This is a genomic window from Tsuneonella sp. HG249 (assembly GCF_053819205.1).
In genome coordinates this window covers 1,539,223-1,557,324 of the sequence record NZ_JBSOQY010000001.1, presented here as the reverse complement: position 1 = coordinate 1,557,324, position 18,102 = coordinate 1,539,223, and the positions used below count along the sequence as shown (strand labels likewise).

Below are 18,102 nucleotides of genomic sequence, written 5' to 3'. Positions count from 1 at the left end.
AATGTCTCCCCGCGATGCGTTGAATCGGTCTAGCGCCATGGACCCGTATCCCTTTTGAAGGTGCCGTTACGGCACCCTTCCCTCAATGGCCCGGGAAGCTAGCGCCGCGCACGGTCAAGGCAAGCCGCAATGTGCAGGCTTTCCCCCGCCCCATGCGCTCGCTAGAGCGATGGCGATGTCGACCACCTTCCAGCTCGATACCTCGACCAGCCGCGCGCACCCGACGCCGCAACCGATGCGCCGGCTCACGATCCCCGCGATCCGCCGGCGTAAGGTCGACGGCATAACGGCCGAACCGATCGTGATGCTGACGGCTTACACCGCGCGCCAGGCGCAGTTGCTCGACGCGCATTGCGACCTTTTGCTGGTCGGGGATTCGCTGGGCCAGGTGATTTACGGGCTCGAGTCCAGCGTGCCGGTGACCCTTGAGATGATGATCGCTCATGGAGCAGCCGTCGTGCGCGGCAGCTATCACGCCGCTGTGCTCGTCGATCTCCCGTTCGGTACCTACGAGGCCTCGCCCGAGGCGGCTTTTGCCACTGCATCGCGAGTCATGAAGGAAACCGGTGCGGCGGGGGTCAAGCTCGAAGGCGGTGCGGCAATGGCAGCGACGGTCGCCTTCCTCACCGCGCGCGGCATCCCTGTGATGGGCCACGTGGGCCTGACCCCGCAGGCGGTCAACATCCTAGGCGGCTACAACGCCCGAGGGCGCAGCGACGCCGAGGCAGACAAGATCGTCAGCGATGCCAGGGCGCTCGACGAGGCCGGCGCATTTGCGATCGTGGTCGAAGGCGTAGTCGAACCGATCGCGGTCGATGTCACCAAGGCTGTTACTTGTCCGACGATCGGCATCGGCGGGTCGGTGCAGTGCGATGGGCAGGTGCTAGTGACCGAGGACATGCTCGGCATGTTCGAGCGCGTGCCACGCTTCGTGAAGCGGTACGAGGACCTGGCCGGCCTCATTTCCAGAGCCGCGGAAACATACGCCGGCGAAGTGCGTTCTCGCACCTTCCCGACCCCCGACCAGACCTACCAGCCCAAGTAAGGCAGCCCTTCCCCGCATGGACACGCTCAAGCGCTTTTACGGCTTCTCGCTGATATTCACGTTCATCTGCTTGGGGCTTGGTGCCTGGTATGGCATGGCGAGCACGGGCACCCTGTCTGGCACCGCCCAGATGCTGTGGATCATCTTCGTCCTCTCGATCCTCGAGATTTCGCTCAGCTTCGACAACGCCGTGGTCAACGCCTCGGTGCTGAAGGACATGGACCGGGTCTGGCAGAAGCGCTTCCTTACCTGGGGCATCCTTTTCGCGGTGTTCGGGATGCGCATCGTGTTCCCGCTTGCGATCGTCGCCATCGCTGCTGGCCTCGGACCTATCGATGCGGTGACGCTTTCGCTCAACGATCCGCTGGAATACGAACGCATTGTTTCGAGCGCGCATGTCGGCATTGCCGGATTCGGCGGCGCGTTCCTGGCCATGGTGGGCCTCAAGTTCTTTTTTGACGGCGAAAAGGATGTCCACTGGATCGGTTCCGTCGAACGCTTTCTTGGCCGCTTTTCCGCCCTGCCCGCCGCTGAGATCGCCTTGCTGCTGATTGGCATGTGGCTGATCTCCCTCACGCTCTCGGACGCCGATGCGCTAACCTTCCTAGTGGCGGGCATTCTCGGCCTCGTTACCTTCATCGCCGTCGAGGGCGTGAGCACGATGCTCGAGCTACATGAGGAGAAGCAGCGGCTCGCCGGCGCTGCCGTCCGCAGCGGCCTCGGCGGCTTCCTCTACCTCAACATTCTCGACGCCAGCTTCAGCTTCGACGGGGTGATCGGTGCGTTTGCGCTATCGAACAACATGATCGTGATCGCCCTGGGCCTCTCTATCGGCGCCCTGTTCGTGCGCTCGATGACCATCCATCTCGTCGAGAAAGGCACCTTGGCGCAGTACCGCTATCTCGAGCACGGTGCGTTCTGGGCCATCATCGTGCTGGGCGCGATCATGCTGCTCTCGGCGCGCTGGCACATTCCCGAAACAATCACCGGATTGCTCGGAGCGGTATTGATAGGCTTGTCGCTGTGGTGGTCGGTACGGTTCAACCGTCGGCATCCGGAAGCGGTCGAAGAGGCCGTGCGAGGCGACTAGCCAGCGGCGCGCTGACCACCAGTTGAAGCAGGTGGTAGACCAGCAGCGGCAACAGCACCATGCCGGCGACCTGAGGGGGAAACAGCACGGCAGCGAGGGGGGCGCCCATGGCAATACTCTTGTGCGCCCCGGCAAAGAGAAACGCGATGCGGTCGGGCCGATCGAGGCCGATCGCCCCCGACAGAGCCCAAGGCCCGGCAAATCCAACGAGTAGCAGGACGGTCACGCCAGCCAGAAGCGAGGCCCATTCGTTGACGCTTACCCGACTCCACAAGCCTTGCTCCACCGCCCCGGAGAAGGCGACATAGACCGCGATGGCAATCGATAGGCGATCGAGCCAGGTGATCAGCGCACGGTGGCTCCCCACCCAACCCGTCAACGGTGTTTGCAGGAGCTGCCCTAGTCCGAAGGGGAGTAGGAGGATCAGCAGCACCTTCAAAAGCCCGTCCGCGCCCATTTCGGCTGCTGCTCCCCCACCCAACACCGCGAACATCGGGGCGCAGATGAATACCGCCAGCACGTTCGCCAATGCAGCGATAACCACCGAGCTTGCGACATTACCTCCGGCCAACGAGGAATATGCAGTCGCGGATTGCACCGTCGACGGCATCACTCCGAGGTAGAGGAAGCCGAGCGCGACGAGAGGGGGCAGCGTGTCCAAAAGCGCGAGTTCGAGACCCTTCCCCGCGAGCGCCATCACGCCAAAAGACCATACCAGGACCGGGATCAGCAGCCGCCAGTGCCGCATCCCCCTGCGCACCTCGGCGCGCGGCAGTCGCAAACCGTTCAGGAAAAACAGCACGAAAATCGCCGCGTTTGAAATCCACTGCGCGATCTCGCGACCCTCGCCGGTAGCAGGCAGCACGCTCGCGAGCAGGATCGCCAGCACCAGCAGGCGAACCATCAGGTCGATCTTGCCGAACCATTTCATCCAGCGGCCGTGTGACGAGGCCGACTGCGATTGTCGAGCGGTGGCTGCCGACGGTCAGGCTTGCAGGTCGTATTGGCGAAGCAGGTCGTAGAGCGTCGGCCGGCTAATTCCGAGCAGCTTGGCAGTGCTCGAGATGTTGCCCTCGCTTCGCGAGAGCGCGTGGCGGATCATGGTCCGGTCCGAGCGCTCCCGCGCAGTCTTGAGGTTTAGCGCCTCGACCGCTTCATCGTCCGAATCACGCGTCAGATCGAGATCCTCGGCGCTGACCAGCTTGCTGTCCGCCATGATCACCGCCCGCTTCACGCGGTTCTCCAGTTCGCGGACGTTGCCCGGCCAGCCCCAGGCGTCGATGGCGGCGAGCGCATCGGGGGCAAAGCCCTTGACCGAGGGGTTCATCTCCTTCGCGAAGCGCGCGAGAAACGCCTTGGCAAGAAGCACTGCGTCGCCCGGACGCTCAGCCAGCGGCGGGATCTTCACGACGATCTCCGCAAGGCGATAGAAAAGGTCTTCGCGGAAGGTGCCTGACGCAATCATAGCTTCGAGGTCTTGATGCGTCGCGCAGACGATTCGCGTGTCGACCGGGATCGCCGTACGTCCGCCGATGCGCTCGATCGTCCGTTCCTGCAGGAAGCGCAGCAGCTTGACTTGCAGCGGCAGCGGAATGTCGCCCACCTCGTCAAGGAACAGGGTGCCCCCATGGGCCTGCTCTATCTTGCCCTCGTTCCGCGCCACCGCGCCGGTGAACGCACCCTTTTCGTGCCCAAATAGCTCGGATTCAAGCAGCGTCTCGGGGATAGCGGCGCAGTTAAGCGCGACAAAGGCGCCGTCTCGCCGGTCGCTCGCGTCGTGCAGGCCGCGGGCAAGCAGTTCCTTGCCGGTACCGCTCGCGCCGAGAAGCATTACGGAAACCTTGGTGTTGGCCACCCTCTCAATCGTGCGGGCGACCTTTGCCATTTCGGGGGCCGCTGTGATCATGCGTCCCAACACGGTCTTGTCCTCGCCCACCTTGCTCGCAAGGCGACGGTTCTCGGTTTCGATCTCGTGCAGGGCAAACGCGCGGCGGACGATCAGCCCCAGCGCGTCGATGTCGACCGGCTTCTGATAGAAGTCGTAAGCGCCGCGGTCGATCGCCTGCAATGCGCTTTCCCGGGCGCCGTGACCACTGGCCACGATCACCTTGGTATCGGGCTTCAGCGCCATGATCGCATCGAGCACGGCGAAGCCCTCTCGCGTCCCGTCGGGATCGGGCGGCAGGCCCAGATCGAGCGTGACGACAGCCGGTTCCTCGCTGCGTAGGGCCGCCAAGGCGCTTTCCCGGTCGCCGGCGATGACGACCTCGAAATCGTCGTAGGACCACTTGAGCTGGGCCTGAAGTCCCTCGTCGTCTTCGACTACCAGCAGCTTGGGTTTGTGCTGTGCCATCATGCCACCTCGTTCTGTGTGGAATTGCCAAGGAACCCGGCAGCCGCCGATACCGACAGGATCACCGTGAAGCGCGTGCCCAGCCCTTCGCGGGAATCGACGTCCAGTCTCCCGCCCATTGCGCGGATCAGTTCGCGCGCCTCGAACGCGCCGATGCCGAAACCCCCTTCTTTGGAGGACACAAATGGCTTGAACAGTCCCTCGCGGACGAACTGCTGACTCATCCCGGTCCCGGAATCGACCACCTCGACCCGGCCGTGGAGCCCATCGCTCGAAACGTCGAGCAGGACCGGAGCGGTCGGCGCGCTCGCATCGATTGCATTCTGGACGAGATGCACCAGCGCCTGTTCCAATCCATCGACCTCGGCGAGGACACGGCAGGATTCGGAGCGCGTGAGCGTCACCGCATGAACGCCGTCGTAGCGGGCGGCGATGCGCCTTGCGACCTCCGCCAGATCGACGTCCCGTCGCGCCGCGCTGACGCCGGCCCCGTACCGCCCAAGCCGGGCCAGGAGTGCGTTGAGCTTCTCGGCGCTCTTGGTGAGGGTGACGAGCATGTCCTTGCGGAAAGCGGGGTTGTCGGCGTGTCGCTCGGCGTTGCGTGCGAGCAGCGACAACTGGCTGGCGAGGTTCTTAATGTCGTGCATCACGAAGGCGATGCGGCGGTTGAACTCGTCGAAGCGCGCCGCCTCGAGCAATGCCTCGTGTCCCGATTGCTCCGCGAGATAGCTCGCGAGCTGGCAGCCGACGACCTTGAGGAGATCGAAATCCTCCCAGTCGAGCCGGCGCGCCAGCGGCGGACGCGAAAGAACGGCAACGCCGGTAAGCCGCCCATAGTGAATGAGAGGTACAACCGCCCAAGCCGTACGATCGACCAGGAGCCAGTCGGGCACGACAGCATCGGAAGCGAAATCGCTGTCACCGTCGCGAAGCTGGTCGAGTTCAACGACGGCCCCGGTCCGCTCCAGCCACGCGGCGAAGTTCCCCGGGCACGTGTCAGAGGGAACCATGAGCGACGGCCACTGCCACCGGCCCGCAAGCGCCATCTCCCCCTCCGTGGGGAGCAGCAGCACCGCGCCGGGACTGTCGGTGATGTCCGCCAGCGCCTGGGCCGCACGCTCCGGCAAAGCCGGCGCCTCAGGCCCGGCCCGTCCGATGGTGCCAGTAAAGCGCAGCCACTCCGCGCGGTAATCGTAGCGGTGCTGGAACAGGTGCTTGAACACGTTCACCCGAAGCCATCCGCGCACCTTCTTGGACGGGAGCCACAGAATGGCGACCGTCGCCGCGGCGAACACGAAAGCGACCTGGGTCAACCGACCCAGCTCCCCCCCGATCATGCTGATCGATTGGGCGAAGAGGAACATGGCCAAAAGGTAGCCGCCGATCACCAGAAGCGAGAGCGATTGGAAGGCGACGGCGCGGCTGGGGACCAGGCGCAAGTCTGCCGCACGCGCATTGGCGCCCACCGCGAACAACAGCGCCATTCCCGCCGCGATCAGACCACGCAGCGCCACCAGGCCTTCGGGCAGCTCACCTGTGAACCACGCCAGGGTGTACAAATTGAGGTGCCAGGCCCACATGCCTGCGAGGGCCGCCGCGGGCCAACGAAGCACTAGCCGCGCGCTCGCCGAAGCGCCGGCGTAGAGATTGTGAAGGAGGACCAGCGCGCCCACCGCCACCATTGCGCGGAGCAACGACGCGACCGCGAACGCCGCTGTGTGGACCTGCGCCGCTCCACCGAACCTCGCGTCGAGGACCGCGACCGCGGGCTGGAGACACTCCACGAAGGCCAAGGCGACGACCAGCGGCCGGATCGGCGAGAGGCTCTGGTCGCGGCCATCGTTGGCGAAGAGCCGGTACAGCACCAGGATCCAGGCCAAGTTGCGCGCAGTCTCGATCAAGTCCGCGAGTAATGTGCCCGGCCCCCACGCGGCATTGGTGACACACCATGCAGACGTGACGGCAAGCGCGCCGACCGCCGCGAGCCGCTCGCGGCGCGGGCTCCCGCGCATACTGAAGAGCCACAGCGCAACGAGCGCGCAGGCTACCGCTCCTAGAAGGTTCAGCACAAACCCAACCAGCGTCCAGGCTTCGCTCGCGCCCATCAGCGAGCCCCTTCCGGCCAAAGTACCACGCGGACCGTCTGCAGCAGGATCAGCAGATCGAGGAAGGGGGTGTAGTTTTTGGCGTAGTAGAGGTCGTATTCGAGCTTGGCGCGCGCATCTTCGACGCTCGCGCCATAGGGATAATTGATCTGCGCCCAGCCGGTAATACCGGGTTTCACCATGTGACGCTCGGCGTAGTACGGTAACTTGTCGTCGAGATCGGCGACGAATGTCGGCACTTCGGGACGCGGGCCCACGAAGCTCATCCGGCCGGCGAGAACGGTCCACACCTGGGGCAGCTCATCTATGCGGACCTTGCGGATGAAGCGGCCGATGCGGGTGATCCGCGGGTCGTTGCGTTCGGCCCATTTGGCGCCGGCATCTTCGGCATCGATGCGCATCGAACGCAGCTTATGCACGGTGAACGGCTGGCCATAGAGCCCGATGCGGGTCTGACGGAAAAAGGCGGGACCTGAACTGTCGAGCTTCACCAGCATTGCGAACAGCGCGATGATCGGAAACGTGAGCGTCAGCATTGTTGCGCTCGCCGCGACATCGAACACCCTCTTCGCGACGCTCGACAGCATCCGCCCCGACGAGAAGCCATCGGAGAAGATCAACCAGCTCGGGTTGAGCGTGTCGAGGTCCACGCGGCCTGTCTCGCGTTCGAGAAAGCTCGAGAAGTCGTTGACATGAACGCCCTGCGTCTTGATCCGCAACAAGTCCTTGAGCGGCAGGGAGTTGCGTCGCTCTTCGAGCGCAAGGACCACCTCGCTTGCGCCGAGGTTGTCCACGAAACGGCCGAGATCGTGGATCGCCGCGCGCGGGATGGCCTCGTCGATGATCGGCGAACCTTCGTTCATGCCGACGAAGCTGACGACGGCAAAACCGCTTTCCGGCCTTTCGGCGAGATCGCGAATACGCTTGGCGCGCAGTCCATCTCCGAGCACGAGCACGCGGCGGCGGAAAGCGGCGGTGCCGATCACGCTGCCGACGAGGATGCGGTTTGCCACCAGCAGCGCGATGCTCAGCGCCATCGCGTAGAACAAGGTTGAGCGCCAGAACGTGTTTCCGGGCAGTGCGAACTCGATGACGGACAGGGAAATGATCCCGAGGCTGACCGCCACTAGCAAGCGCGCCCCTGCGTAGCGCATGGATCGAAGGGCATCGGCGCCGTAAGTGCCGACCGCGATCATCGCCAGCCATACGACCCCGGCGAAGCCCGCCAGCATGCCGATACGGTCGGTGACCGCGCCCGGATCGATGCCGATCTGCGAGGCGCGCACTTGCCAGGAAATCTCGCCGGCAGCGACCAGCAGCACCAGATCGAACAGACCCAGCAGCATCACCGCGTGCGGGATATAGTGCTTGAAAAGACGTATCATCCTCTCGGCCCGGCGCGCTCCTTCGTCGAAGCGGCCTAGGACCGAGAGATGAAATGTCGGTAAACTTTACACCCTCGGCGCGCTTTCGCGACCGGGATGGTTAAAGCTCAGTTATTGGTGCTCACCGCGTCCTGCGCGGCATCGCCGACGTTTTGTGCTGCTTCCCCGACGTTTGTAGCTGCATCGGCGATCGCGTTGTCCTTGGCGACTTCCGAACCGCTCATATTCGAGAAGATGAGGAAGCCAGCCACCAACGCAACGATCAGGACCAGCAGGATCAGCCAGCCTGAGCCGCCACCGCGCCGCTCGCCGTCGTGCACCACGGTGTGCGTCGTGTGCGTGTTGCCGGTGGGAGTCTCCACCTCGGTTATGCGTTCTTCGACCATCGAAATTCTCCCTGATGCTGGAAGAGAAACGGGGACCCAGGCGCGGTGGTTCCCCGAACGATGGTTAACCGACGAACTGGAAGGGGGTAGTGCCCTGTTCGAGCGTCGAGAACTGGAGCGGCGTGCCGCCAGGAGGCAACGACCGCTGGGTACAGCCGGGAATATGGCAGCGGGCGCAGCCGTGCCCGATCGGCGTGGCGTCGGCCGGGCGCAAAGATCGGCCGCGCGCGACCGCCAGTTCCTCCGCGAGCTGCGCTTCCAAGCCGAGAACCACGACGAACCGGGCATAGCCGCGCCCTTCTACGGTGCGCGCGACGGTAAGCCAGTGATCGGGCGCCGCGCCTGCTCCATCCACGACGACCGTGTGCACGCAAAACTGGCCTGTCCGTTCGAAGGCATGGTGCGCCTGCCACAAGGGGCAGCTCGCATCGCTGTCGAGCAAGGTGGCCCCGCTCGCGCCGGCGTGGCGCTTGGAGAACTGCCCCGCCCGGTCGATGCGCCCCATGAAAAACGGCAAGCCGCGCTGGCCTACCCGTTGCATCGTAGTCAGTCGGTGCGCGAGGCTTTCGAAGCCGACGCCGAAACGCCGCATCAGCACGTCGAAATCATAGCCGGTCGCCTCGCACGCGCGCAAAAAGCGGCCGTATGGCATCACAAGCGCGGCTGCCACGTATGAGGCGAGATGCCGCTCGAATAGTCGTCGGGCGGCTTCGTCGGCGAACTGGCCGCCAGCCGCCAGCGCCATTATCGGCTCGCGAAACTCAAGCCAGGCGATTTGCGTCGCGACTTGGAACGTGCGCGAGGCCGGGTCGAGCATTTCATTGAGCTGCAACTGGCGCGCGTGAAGGTCCAGCCGACGAACCGAATCCGGCAACACCTCACGGGGAAGGATGCGGATCGCGAACTGGTGCCGTTCGCGCAATCGCTCGGCCAGAGCGGCGTAGGTTTCCCCGCGCGAGAGACGCAACTCGTCCGCGAGGGCCTCCGCAGCGGCATCGAGGTCGGCGAAGTGGTTGCGCCATCGCTCGATCTCGCGGCGAGCGCCGCTGGTGGGATCTTCCCGTCGTTCGGCCGGCGCGGCGTTGTCGTATAGCCTGGCGAAAGCGGCAGCGGCATGCGGCGCGGCGGCGAGAAATTCAGCCAGTTCGTCGCGATCGATCCCGAGATCGGCGAACCGTTCATCGGCCATGCGCCGCGCCAGCCCGTCGATCCCGCCGATCGTCTCGCTCTGGCGCAATGCGCGGGGGTCGAAGTCGAACTGTTCCGCGACTTGCAAAACCACCCGCGCGGAAAGAGGCCGCTGGTTGCGCTCGATGAGATTTAGATAAGTGGGTGAGATCGCAAGCCGCGCGGCCATCGCCGCTTGGGTCAGGCCCGCCCGCTTGCGCAAGCGGCGCAGCGTCGGTCCGGCGAACAAGGCGGCTTCGGTCATGTAAATTTCCTTACAACATCACACGGATCAATGTCGGAATGCGCGCATGAGAACAAGATATGCTGTGTGTTTCGCAATCTTTTTGCCGCTTCGCGTGTCATCAAAGGGCAACTTGCCGATACGGGATACACCATGACCTACCAGAGCCGCACCGCTGAACTCCGCCGCACCATCGAAGGTGCCGGCACTCCTTGGGCCGCAATCGACGCCGAGAGCGCCGCGCGCATGCGCCTTCAGAATCGCTTCCCGACCGGGCTCGACATCGCGCGTTACACCGCGAAGATCATGCGCGAGGACATGGCGGCTTACGATGCGGACCCGTCGGCCTACACGCAGAGCCTCGGTTGCTGGCACGGTTTCATCGGCCAGCAGAAGCTGATTGCGATCAAGAAGCATTTCGGCACCACCAAGAAGCGGTACCTCTACCTCTCGGGCTGGATGATCGCCGCGCTGCGCAGCGAGTTCGGCCCGCTGCCCGACCAGTCGATGCACGAGAAAACGTCGGTTCCCGCGCTAATCGAGGAGCTTTACACTTTCCTCCGCCAAGCTGACGCTCGCGAGCTCGGCGGCTTGTTCCGCGAGCTCGATAAGGCGCGCGACAGCGGCAACGAAGTCGAGGCCGCCCGCATCCAGCAGGCTATCGACAACCACGAAACCCACGTCGTGCCGATCATTGCGGACGTCGATGCCGGCTTCGGCAACCCCGAGGCCACCTACCTCCTCGCCAAGAAGATGATCGAAGCGGGGGCCTGCGCGATCCAGATCGAGAACCAGGTGTCCGACGAGAAGCAATGCGGCCACCAGGACGGCAAGGTGACCGTGCCGCATGAGGACTTCCTGCAGAAGATCCGCGCGATCCGCTACGCCTTCCTCGAGCTAGGGGTCGACGACGGTATCATCGTCGCGCGCACCGACAGCCTCGGCGCCGGCCTCACCAAGCAGATCGCCTTCAGCAAGGAACCGGGCGACTTAGGCGACCAGTACAACGCCTTCCTCGATTGCGAGGAAGTCGACGCCTCCGGCGTGGGCAACGGCGACGTGCTGATCAGCCGTGACGGGAAGCTGCTGCGTCCAAAGCGTCTCCCCAGCAACCTGTTCCAGTTCCGCTCCGGGACCGGAGAGGACCGCTGCGTCCTCGACTGCATCACCTCGCTTCAGAACGGCGCGGACTTGCTTTGGATCGAAACCGAAAAGCCGCACATCGGCCAGATCGGCGGAATGGTCAGCCGCATTCGCGAGGTGATCCCCAATGCCAAGCTGGTCTATAACAACAGCCCCAGCTTCAACTGGACGCTTAACTTTCGCCAGCAAGTATATGACAACTGGGCAGAAGAGGGCAGAGACCTGTCGATTTACGATCGCGCGAAGTTGATGAGCGTCGATTACGACGGCACCGATCTGGCTGCCGAGGCGGACGAGCGTATCCGTACCTTCCAGGCGGATGCCGCGCGCGAGGCGGGCATCTTCCATCACCTCATCACGCTGCCGACTTACCACACCGCGGCGCTGAGCACCGACAACCTCGCCCGCGAATACTTCGGCGACCAGGGCATGCTTGGCTACGTAAAGAACGTGCAGCGAGAGGAAATCCGCCAGGGCATCGCATGCGTGAAGCACCAGAACATGTCCGGCAGCGATATCGGCGACGACCACAAGGAATACTTCGCCGGCGAAGCCGCGCTGAAGGCGGGGGGCGAGAACAACACAATGAACCAGTTTGCGGCCGCCTGAGCCGCGAGCTTTACCCCCGAGGAGAAAGAGGATGACCACGATGACCGAGGAACGCCCGCCGGAACCTACGCGCGCTCGCGCCCTGCTCTCGACCGCAGATTTCAAGCTGCTGCGTACCGCGCTGACCGCCTATGCCCGATCGGTCGACGATCGTGAGGAATTGGCCAAGATCAACGCGCTGCATCACCGGCTCGGCACCTACACCTGAGCTCCTGGGGAGGAGAGACGGTCGTCGGGTGACCCCCTCGCCCGGCGGCCGTCATTTTTATTCCTCGGGAATACAGCGCAGACAGCGCCGAGAATAGTCTGGTGCCCCTGGCCCGACTCGAACGGGCACGTCTTGCGACAAACGATTTTGAGTCGTTCGCGTCTACCATTCCGCCACAGGGGCAACCCGAAGCGCGCCGTGCCTTAGCGATGGCATTGCCGGTCCGCTAGACCCCGATCGCTTTGTCGAGCGGCTTTCCGCTCAGCTATTTGAGCGCGGTCGCCAGGGATTTATGCAACTTGGAATGTAGCCCATCGTTGGCGGCCAGCACCTGGCGGTCGCAGATGGGCTGCGAGCGGCCTCGGTAGTCGGTCACGAAGCCGCCGGCCTCGCGCACTAGCAGACATCCGGCGGCGGTATCCCACGGCGCGAGGTCGCTTTCCCAGAAGGCATCGAAGCGGCCGGCCGCTACCCACGCCAGGTCAAGCGAGGCGGCGCCGAAACGCCGGACACCGGCCACTTGCGGGCCGACCTCGGCGAGGACCTTGATCCACTCTCCGAAATCGCCGTGGTTGCCATAGGGGATACCGGTGGCGATCAGCGCGTCGGACAGGTGCTTGCGGCTTGAAACTCGCAGGCGGCCGTCGTGCAACCAAGCTCCCCGGCTTTTCTCGGCCCAGAATGTCTCGTCGGTGATCGGCTGATACACCACCGCGGCGGTCACCTCGCCCCAGCCCGAACCGTCGAGCTTAGGCTCCTGCACTGCAATCGAGATCGCGAAGTGGGGTATGCCGTGGAGAAAATTGCTGGTCCCGTCGAGCGGATCGATGATGAAGCGCGGCTTGCCGTCTTCGCCCGGAAGCTCGCCGCCTTCCTCCATCAGGAAGCCCCAACCCGGTCGTGCGACCTTAAGTTCGTCCCACAAGGTGCGCTCTGCGATGCGATCGGCCTTCGAAACGAAGTCCGACGGGCCCTTGCGGCTTACCTGGAGGTGCTCGACCTCGCCGAAGTCGCGCCGCAGCTTGCCGCCCGCCTTGCGCGCGGCTTTCTCGATTACCCGGACAAGACCCGATACGGCGGCCACTGAATTCAGCCCGCCTTGCCGACGTAAGTCCGTTCGTAGACGTCCACAACGATGCGGGTGCCGCTCTCGATGTGCGGCGGCACCATCACGCGCACCCCGTTGTCGAGGATCGCGGGCTTGAAGCTCGAACTGGCGGTCTGGCCTTTCACCACGGCGTCAGCCTGGACGATGGTCGCCTCGACCTGCTCCGGTAGATCGACCGAAATCGGCTTTTCGTCCCATAGTTCGAGCGTGACATCCATGCCGTCGGTCAGGAAGGCGGCGGCATCGCCGATAAGGTCCGCGGGCAGGTTGATCTGCTCGTATGTGTCCTTGTCCATGAAAACGAGGCTGTCGCCGTCGTTGTAGAGATACTGGAAGTCCTTCTGGTCAAGCCGCACGCGCTCTATCGTGTCGGCACTGCGAAAGCGCACGTTCGTCTTGCGGCCGTCCTGCAGGTTCTTCATCTCCACCTGCATGTAGGCGCCGCCCTTGCCGGGCTGAGTGTGTTGGATCTTGGCGACCTTCCAGATGCCTTTTTCGTATTCGAGAATGTTGCCGGGACGGATGTCCACGCCGGAAATCTTCATGGGAGAAAGAGCCTTCGGTTCGGAATTGCCGCGGGCGGTGCGCGCTGCGGGCGGGCCTTTAGCGGTTTGGGCCTGCGCGGGCAAGGCGGGTGGCCCCGAGGTCGCTAGCATGGTAACGGCGGCGGCGTGATCCGCTGCTTTCCGATCCTCGTCGCGCTGTTTGTCGCGGGCCCGGCGCTGGCCCAGGGCGACCTCGGCACGCTGCCCAAAGGGCGTTACCTGTGCGAGCTTCCGGGGGACGCCGTCGGCCTCGCTTCACGCCCGGTGGCAGGCCAGTGGTTCGACGTGGTAAACGCCTCGCGCTATGTGACCGTGGGTGGCGAAGGAACGTACCTGCTGACCGGCCAGACGGTCGTCTTCACACGCGGCCCCATGCGCGGGGCCCGTTTCGAATGGAACGGCATGAAAGCGATGCAGCGCACCGACCTTACCGGCGATCTCGCCAAACTGCGGTGCGTGCGTTCCGGTCGCGGCCCGGCGGACTAGCGCGACTTGAGCAGCGGGTAAGGGTTGACCGCCGTCGTCGGCTCCCACCAGGCCGCGTCGGGCGTGGTGCTCATGATCGCGAAGTGCAGATGTGGGCCGGCGGGATCGGCGTTGCCGGTATGGCCCACGCTCCCGATGCGCTGGCCGCGCTGGACCGACTGTCCTTCCGCCAGGCCCGGCTCGTAATCACGTAGGTGCGCGTAGTAGTAGATCGTTTGCCTGTCGGGCGAGCGCAGGTAGATGGTCTTGCCGCCGGCCTTGGAGAAGAAGAGCTTCTCGATCTTTCCGGGCGCCGCCGCAACGATTGAGGCGCCTTCGTCGGCCATGATGTCGATCGCATCGTGCACGCGGGCTCCGCCGGCCCGGGCCTGGGTAAACGTATCCACCAAGTCGCTCGCCCCGACCCCCACGACCGGGATGATGAGATCGCGGCCTTCCCGCGCGGTCGGCGCATTGTGCGCCCTGGTCTCCAGCACCGGCGAAGCTTCCTTGCGGGTGGCAGCGTCGCGGGTTGTCCCTGCGCCGCCCTGGGTCCCCACGCCGGTCAACCCGCCGGCGCCGCTCATCAGCACGTCGCCCCCGACGATCCATGCCGCGCTCGTCAGGGTGGCGGTGACCGCGATCGTCAACAGCCGGTCGACCGCGGTCAGGGCCATGTTAGGCGACGAACTCCACCTTGGTGCCGGTGCCCACCATCTGCGCCAGGCGGGCGGCATCCCAATTGGTCAGACGCACGCAGCCATGCGACTCGGCGCGGCCGATGGTCTGTGGCTCAGGCGTGCCGTGAATGCCGTAGTGTTCCTTGCTGAGGTCGATCCATACAACGCCGACAGGCCCGTTCGGCCCTGGCGGGAGCTTCTGCTTTTCGTCCGAAGGATCGGCATCCCAGAACAGATCGGGATTGTAGTTGAAGGGCGGGTTGCGGCTGACGCCGTTGATCTTCCAGTTGCCGAGCGGCAGCGGGTCCTTGCTTGAGCCAGAGGTGACAGTGAACAGCGCGACGAGCTGGTTTGCGCTGTCGAATGCCTTAAGGGTACCGCCCTTCTTGCTGACCACGATGCGGGCGGCCTTGGGTTGCTCGGTGCCCACGCCGAGGCTCTGCAGCGTTTCCTGCCAAGTAGGATCGTCGACCGCGTTCGGCGCTATCCGATCGCCGCCGATATTGGGGACGCGAATAAGCTGGCCGGCGGCGAACGTCGAGGGCAGCTGTGCGGAATCGGTATTCTCGCCGTCGCTCGCCGAGGGGCTGGGTGTTGGCGATGCGCTAGAGGTGGGCGATGGCGTGGCTCCGGCATCAGCGGCACCCTGCTTCATGCCTGCGGGCCGACCGCCTGGATTGAGCGTCTTGAGCACGTCGACCGTGGTATGGACCCGCTCGGCGAGCTTTTCGTCGAGGTTCTGGTAGCCGAGCCGTTCAAGCTTGGCCTGGTCCTCGGGCTCCTCGGGGGTCTTGGCGTAGTCGAGCGTGCCCCAGTCCGCCGGAATCCGCACTACCCGGGTCGCCGGGATGCGCTCCCACTGAGCGAGCTTGGCCTTGGTGGCTTCGTCCAACTCGCCCGTTACCTCGAGCTCGTTGGCTTCCTGGAAACCTTCGAGCGCGTTCTCGGTCGAGAGGCCCATTTTGCCGTCGATCACGCCCGGCCCGAATCCCTGTCGGTCGAGCACCACCTGCGCCTGCATGACCGGGCGCGGCTCGGTGTCGGGAATGTTCGGCACGTCCGCGGCGCCATCCGCCCCGTCGCGCGAGGCCATCGCGTCGGCGAGGTTCTCGGTCGTGGCGTTGGCGCTCTTGTCGGCCGCGCCCTCTTCGGCATTGCGGTCGGTGCCGTTGAGGCCGCAGGCGGCGAGAGCGAAAAGCGAAGCGGTGGCGATAATCTTGCGCAAGGTATTTCCCCGAGAGACGGGACGCGACCCGTCCCTCGGCTGGCAAACGGGCGAACCCGCGAAAATATCCTAGAGGTTAGTCCGGCCGTGGTTCCGCGGCGGCGATCGCCTCGTGAAAGGCGCGCACGTTGGCCGCCGGATCGCCTTCCCAGACCGCGGCCGAGACCGCCAGAAAGTCCGCCCCGGCCGTCACCAGTGTGCCGCAATTGGCGGGGGTGATCCCGCCGATCGCCACGCACGGCAGCTCGACCATGGTCTGCCACCACGTCAGCAGATCAAGATCGGGGGTGTGGGTCGTTTCCTTGGTCGTGCTGGGGAAGAATGCACCGAAGGCGACGTAGTCGGCCCCGGCCTCTCCCGCCTCGAGCGCGAGGTCGCGGCTGGCGTGGCAGGTCACGCCGATCTGCGCTTCACGGCCCAGCGCCGCGCGCGCTTCGCGCACGTCGCCGTCGCCCTGGCCGAGGTGGACGCCGTCCGCCCCGAGCCGTTTGGCAAGCGCGACGCTGTCGTTGACGATGAACGCGCAGTCGTGCGCCGCGCAGATTGCCTGTAGGGGCGCGGCGAGCGCTGCCGCTTCGTGCTGGTCGATGCCTTTCACGCGAAACTGGAACGCGGCGACGCCACCATCCGAGAGGGCCGCCTCGAGTCGATTCGGGAACGTCCCGCCGACAGCGAGCGGCGAAATCAGGTAAAGCTGGCACAACGGCGCGCCATTCGCATTCTCACTACGATGGTCGCTCACGCTTCTTCCCCTCTTGCGCCCTCGCCCGCGCCGGTCCGCATCGGTTGCTCCGGCTGGATGTACAAGCACTGGCGCGGGCTGTTCTATCCCGAGAAGCTCGCCGTCAAGCGCTGGTTCGCGTGGTATGCCGAGACGTTCGACACGGTCGAGATCAACAACAGCTTCTACCGCCTGCCCAAGCCGGAAACCTTCACAGCCTGGCGAGAGCAAGCGCCGTCGGGGTTTTGTTACGCGGTCAAGGCCAACCGCTTCCTTACCCAGGCCAAGAAGCTGAAAGACTGCGGGGAGCCGATGGCGCGGATGATGGCCTCGGTCGATGCGCTGCGGCCGGCACTGGGTCCGCTGCTGTTCCAGCTACCCCCGCGCTTCAAGGTCAATCTCGAACGGCTGGAGGAATTCCTGCGCCTGGTCCCGAAGGACGTGGCCAACGTGTTCGAGTTCCGCGAGCCCAGCTGGTACTGCAACGCGGTCTATGCGCTGCTCGAACGCTACGGCGCCAGCCTCTGCATCCACGACATGCCCGGCCTGCCCAGCCCGCGCGTCGCAGTCGGGCCGGTCGCGTATGTGCGTTTCCACGGGACTACTGGCAAATACGTCGGGCGGTACTCGGACGCGGCCATGCTGGACTGGACCGACTGGATCGCCGCTGAGGCGCGGGGCGGCCGGGCAGCCTGGGCCTATTTCAACAACGACATCCACGGCCATGCGATCGACGATGCGCAAACCATGAAGGCGATGATCCGCCAGGCGTTGCCGGTTCAGACTCGCGAAAGCCGCGAGCCCGCTATCTCGGGCGCATGACCCGGTATCTCGCTCTCGCGTTCGCCCCCCTCACCCTTGCCGGCTGCTCCATGGTGCCACCGCCCGACAGCACCCCGCCGCAGCCGCAAGGCTACGCGGTTCCGCTCGGCGTGCCGGTGCGGGTGGGCGATCTCGTCGTCACGCCCAAGAAGCTGGTCGAGGACAGCCGCTGCCCGATGAACGCCCGCTGCGTATGGGCCGGCCGCGCGATCGTGACGACGCGCATCGTCGGCCCAGGCTTTTCGGAAACCGCGGACCTCACCCTCGGCGAGCCATACGGCACCCACGGCAAGATGCTCGCCCTCGTCAGCGTGCGGCCGGACAAGACCACCGGCCGCGAGACCCAACCGAGCGAGTATCGCTTCTCCTATGAGATGCGCTGATCCTCTCAGGCAGATTTGCTGACTGGGATAGCGGAACGACGGCTTTCGGCGTCGGTCATCCGCAGCGCTGATGGCCGGGAGTGGGTGGATCGCGGACAGTCCGCATGAAGGCGCGTATAAGGATGGACAACTACCCTCGATAGGCCGACCATCTAGTTCTCACGTGGGATCGCGTCACCCGGTCGTCTCTAAGGGAGAACGCCATGCGGTATCTGACGCTCACGGCAATCGGCCTGGTCTCATCAATGCTGGCTGGCTGCGGAGGCCAAGGCAATAATCAGCCTCCTCCAGTTGCTGCCGCTCCAACCCCTGGTCCCTCTCCCAGCCCCTCACCCACTCCGTCGCCGAGCCCCTCCCCCAGCTCTTCAGGCACTCAATCGACAGGGGCATTTACGAATCTAGCGAGAGCTCAAAATGG

Annotated in this window: 18 protein-coding genes and 1 tRNA gene; 7 read left to right on the top strand and 12 right to left on the bottom strand. The window is 64.8% G+C overall.

Annotated features, from left to right (window positions below; genetic code table 11):
- Positions 1-175: 175 nt before the first annotated feature.
- Both panB and ACWPM1_RS07835 read left to right on the top strand, forming a co-directional pair.
- Positions 176-1,045 (top strand): 3-methyl-2-oxobutanoate hydroxymethyltransferase, encoded by an 870-nt coding sequence (gene panB / locus ACWPM1_RS07840; protein ID WP_455694280.1) that lies wholly within the window; start codon positions 176-178, stop codon positions 1,043-1,045.
- Positions 1,046-1,061: 16 nt separating this feature from the next.
- On the top strand, positions 1,062-2,135 hold the full coding sequence (locus tag ACWPM1_RS07835) for a DUF475 domain-containing protein (RefSeq protein ID WP_455694279.1): 1,074 nt from the start codon (positions 1,062-1,064) through the stop codon (positions 2,133-2,135).
- On the opposite strand, the gene ACWPM1_RS07830 is transcribed toward ACWPM1_RS07835, so the two are convergent.
- The 6 genes from ACWPM1_RS07830 to ACWPM1_RS07805 all read right to left on the bottom strand — a co-directional run bounded on the left by ACWPM1_RS07830 (position 2,086) and on the right by ACWPM1_RS07805 (position 9,796).
- Positions 2,086-3,066, bottom strand: a complete 981-nt coding sequence (locus tag ACWPM1_RS07830) for a bile acid:sodium symporter family protein (RefSeq protein ID WP_455694278.1) — start codon at positions 3,064-3,066, stop codon at positions 2,086-2,088. The genes ACWPM1_RS07835 and ACWPM1_RS07830 overlap by 50 nt on opposite strands.
- Positions 3,067-3,120: 54 nt before the next feature.
- Positions 3,121-4,488, bottom strand: a complete 1,368-nt coding sequence (gene prsR / locus ACWPM1_RS07825; RefSeq protein ID WP_455694277.1) for a PEP-CTERM-box response regulator transcription factor — start codon at positions 4,486-4,488, stop codon at positions 3,121-3,123.
- A complete protein-coding gene (gene prsK, locus ACWPM1_RS07820) occupies positions 4,488-6,593 on the bottom strand; it encodes an XrtA/PEP-CTERM system histidine kinase PrsK (RefSeq protein ID WP_455694276.1) in 2,106 nt (701 codons plus the stop codon). The genes prsR and prsK overlap by 1 nt, the downstream gene beginning before the upstream one ends.
- A complete protein-coding gene (locus ACWPM1_RS07815; RefSeq protein ID WP_455694275.1) occupies positions 6,593-7,978 on the bottom strand; it encodes a TIGR03013 family XrtA/PEP-CTERM system glycosyltransferase in 1,386 nt (461 codons plus the stop codon). Before ACWPM1_RS07815 ends, prsK begins: the two co-directional genes overlap by 1 nt.
- Positions 7,979-8,085: 107 nt before the next feature.
- On the bottom strand, positions 8,086-8,364 hold the full coding sequence (locus ACWPM1_RS07810) for a hypothetical protein (protein ID WP_455694274.1): 279 nt from the start codon (positions 8,362-8,364) through the stop codon (positions 8,086-8,088).
- A gap of 64 nt (positions 8,365-8,428) precedes the next feature.
- Positions 8,429-9,796, bottom strand: coding sequence for a helix-turn-helix domain-containing protein (locus ACWPM1_RS07805; RefSeq protein WP_455694273.1), 1,368 nt, complete (start codon positions 9,794-9,796; stop codon positions 8,429-8,431).
- A 132-nt stretch (positions 9,797-9,928) separates the two neighbouring features.
- On the opposite strand from ACWPM1_RS07805, the gene ACWPM1_RS07800 reads away from it, so the two are divergent.
- Positions 9,929-11,527 carry an isocitrate lyase gene (locus ACWPM1_RS07800; protein WP_455694272.1) on the top strand — a complete coding sequence of 533 codons (1,599 nt, stop codon included), beginning with the start codon at positions 9,929-9,931 and terminating at the stop codon, positions 11,525-11,527.
- Between the two features lie 31 nt (positions 11,528-11,558).
- On the top strand, positions 11,559-11,735 hold the full coding sequence (locus tag ACWPM1_RS07795; protein WP_455694271.1) for a hypothetical protein: 177 nt from the start codon (positions 11,559-11,561) through the stop codon (positions 11,733-11,735).
- 99 nt (positions 11,736-11,834) lie between these two features.
- Here ACWPM1_RS07795 and ACWPM1_RS07790 read toward each other — a convergent pair.
- From ACWPM1_RS07790 to efp, 3 genes are all read right to left on the bottom strand, one after another.
- A tRNA-Leu gene (locus ACWPM1_RS07790) sits at positions 11,835-11,918 on the bottom strand.
- Positions 11,919-12,000: 82 nt separating this feature from the next.
- Positions 12,001-12,819 carry an inositol monophosphatase family protein gene (locus ACWPM1_RS07785; protein WP_455694270.1) on the bottom strand — a complete coding sequence of 273 codons (819 nt, stop codon included), beginning with the start codon at positions 12,817-12,819 and terminating at the stop codon, positions 12,001-12,003.
- 5 nt (positions 12,820-12,824) lie between these two features.
- Entirely contained in the window at positions 12,825-13,388 is a 564-nt protein-coding gene (gene efp, locus ACWPM1_RS07780) for an elongation factor P (protein WP_455694269.1), read from the bottom strand.
- A 126-nt stretch (positions 13,389-13,514) separates the two neighbouring features.
- Here efp and ACWPM1_RS07775 point away from each other — a divergent pair, with 126 nt between their 5' ends.
- A complete protein-coding gene (locus tag ACWPM1_RS07775; protein ID WP_455694268.1) occupies positions 13,515-13,874 on the top strand; it encodes an elongation factor P in 360 nt (119 codons plus the stop codon).
- Here the strand turns inward: ACWPM1_RS07775 and ACWPM1_RS07770 are convergent.
- The 3 genes from ACWPM1_RS07770 to thiE form a co-directional block, all read right to left on the bottom strand.
- Complete coding sequence (locus ACWPM1_RS07770) at positions 13,871-14,530, bottom strand: M23 family metallopeptidase (protein ID WP_455694267.1); 660 nt, start codon at positions 14,528-14,530, stop codon at positions 13,871-13,873. The genes ACWPM1_RS07775 and ACWPM1_RS07770 overlap by 4 nt on opposite strands.
- Before the next feature lies 1 nt (position 14,531).
- Positions 14,532-15,758, bottom strand: coding sequence for a L,D-transpeptidase family protein (locus ACWPM1_RS07765; RefSeq protein WP_455694266.1), 1,227 nt, complete (start codon positions 15,756-15,758; stop codon positions 14,532-14,534).
- A 76-nt stretch (positions 15,759-15,834) separates the two neighbouring features.
- The gene (gene thiE / locus ACWPM1_RS07760; RefSeq protein WP_455694265.1) at positions 15,835-16,500 is read right to left on the bottom strand and encodes a thiamine phosphate synthase; all 666 of its coding nucleotides are present in this window, start codon (positions 16,498-16,500) and stop codon (positions 15,835-15,837) included.
- A gap of 57 nt (positions 16,501-16,557) precedes the next feature.
- Here thiE and ACWPM1_RS07755 point away from each other — a divergent pair, with 57 nt between their 5' ends.
- Together ACWPM1_RS07755 and ACWPM1_RS07750 are read left to right on the top strand one after the other, a co-directional pair.
- The gene (locus ACWPM1_RS07755; protein WP_455694264.1) at positions 16,558-17,301 is read left to right on the top strand and encodes a DUF72 domain-containing protein; all 744 of its coding nucleotides are present in this window, start codon (positions 16,558-16,560) and stop codon (positions 17,299-17,301) included.
- A complete protein-coding gene (locus tag ACWPM1_RS07750; RefSeq protein ID WP_455694263.1) occupies positions 17,298-17,684 on the top strand; it encodes a hypothetical protein in 387 nt (128 codons plus the stop codon). Before ACWPM1_RS07755 ends, ACWPM1_RS07750 begins: the two co-directional genes overlap by 4 nt.
- The last annotated feature ends 418 nt before the right edge of the window (positions 17,685-18,102 follow it).

Excerpts from the sequence above, each read along its gene's own strand:
- panB (WP_455694280.1), top strand. The coding sequence starts at position 176 with ATGTCGACCACCTTCCAGCTCGATACCTCGACCAGCCGCGCGCACCCG.
- ACWPM1_RS07770 (WP_455694267.1), bottom strand. The coding sequence starts at position 14,530 with ATGGCCCTGACCGCGGTCGACCGGCTGTTGACGATCGCGGTCACCGCC.
- ACWPM1_RS07810 (WP_455694274.1), bottom strand. The coding sequence starts at position 8,364 with ATGGTCGAAGAACGCATAACCGAGGTGGAGACTCCCACCGGCAACACG.
- ACWPM1_RS07815 (WP_455694275.1), bottom strand. The coding sequence starts at position 7,978 with ATGATACGTCTTTTCAAGCACTATATCCCGCACGCGGTGATGCTGCTG.
- efp (WP_455694269.1), bottom strand. The coding sequence starts at position 13,388 with ATGAAGATTTCCGGCGTGGACATCCGTCCCGGCAACATTCTCGAATAC.
- prsK (WP_455694276.1), bottom strand. The coding sequence starts at position 6,593 with ATGGGCGCGAGCGAAGCCTGGACGCTGGTTGGGTTTGTGCTGAACCTT.
- ACWPM1_RS07800 (WP_455694272.1), top strand. The coding sequence starts at position 9,929 with ATGACCTACCAGAGCCGCACCGCTGAACTCCGCCGCACCATCGAAGGT.
- ACWPM1_RS07750 (WP_455694263.1), top strand. The coding sequence starts at position 17,298 with ATGACCCGGTATCTCGCTCTCGCGTTCGCCCCCCTCACCCTTGCCGGC.
- prsR (WP_455694277.1), bottom strand. The coding sequence starts at position 4,488 with ATGGCACAGCACAAACCCAAGCTGCTGGTAGTCGAAGACGACGAGGGA.
- ACWPM1_RS07805 (WP_455694273.1), bottom strand. The coding sequence starts at position 9,796 with ATGACCGAAGCCGCCTTGTTCGCCGGACCGACGCTGCGCCGCTTGCGC.
- ACWPM1_RS07795 (WP_455694271.1), top strand. The coding sequence starts at position 11,559 with ATGACCACGATGACCGAGGAACGCCCGCCGGAACCTACGCGCGCTCGC.
- ACWPM1_RS07755 (WP_455694264.1), top strand. The coding sequence starts at position 16,558 with ATGTACAAGCACTGGCGCGGGCTGTTCTATCCCGAGAAGCTCGCCGTC.
- ACWPM1_RS07830 (WP_455694278.1), bottom strand. The coding sequence starts at position 3,066 with ATGAAATGGTTCGGCAAGATCGACCTGATGGTTCGCCTGCTGGTGCTG.
- ACWPM1_RS07835 (WP_455694279.1), top strand. The coding sequence starts at position 1,062 with ATGGACACGCTCAAGCGCTTTTACGGCTTCTCGCTGATATTCACGTTC.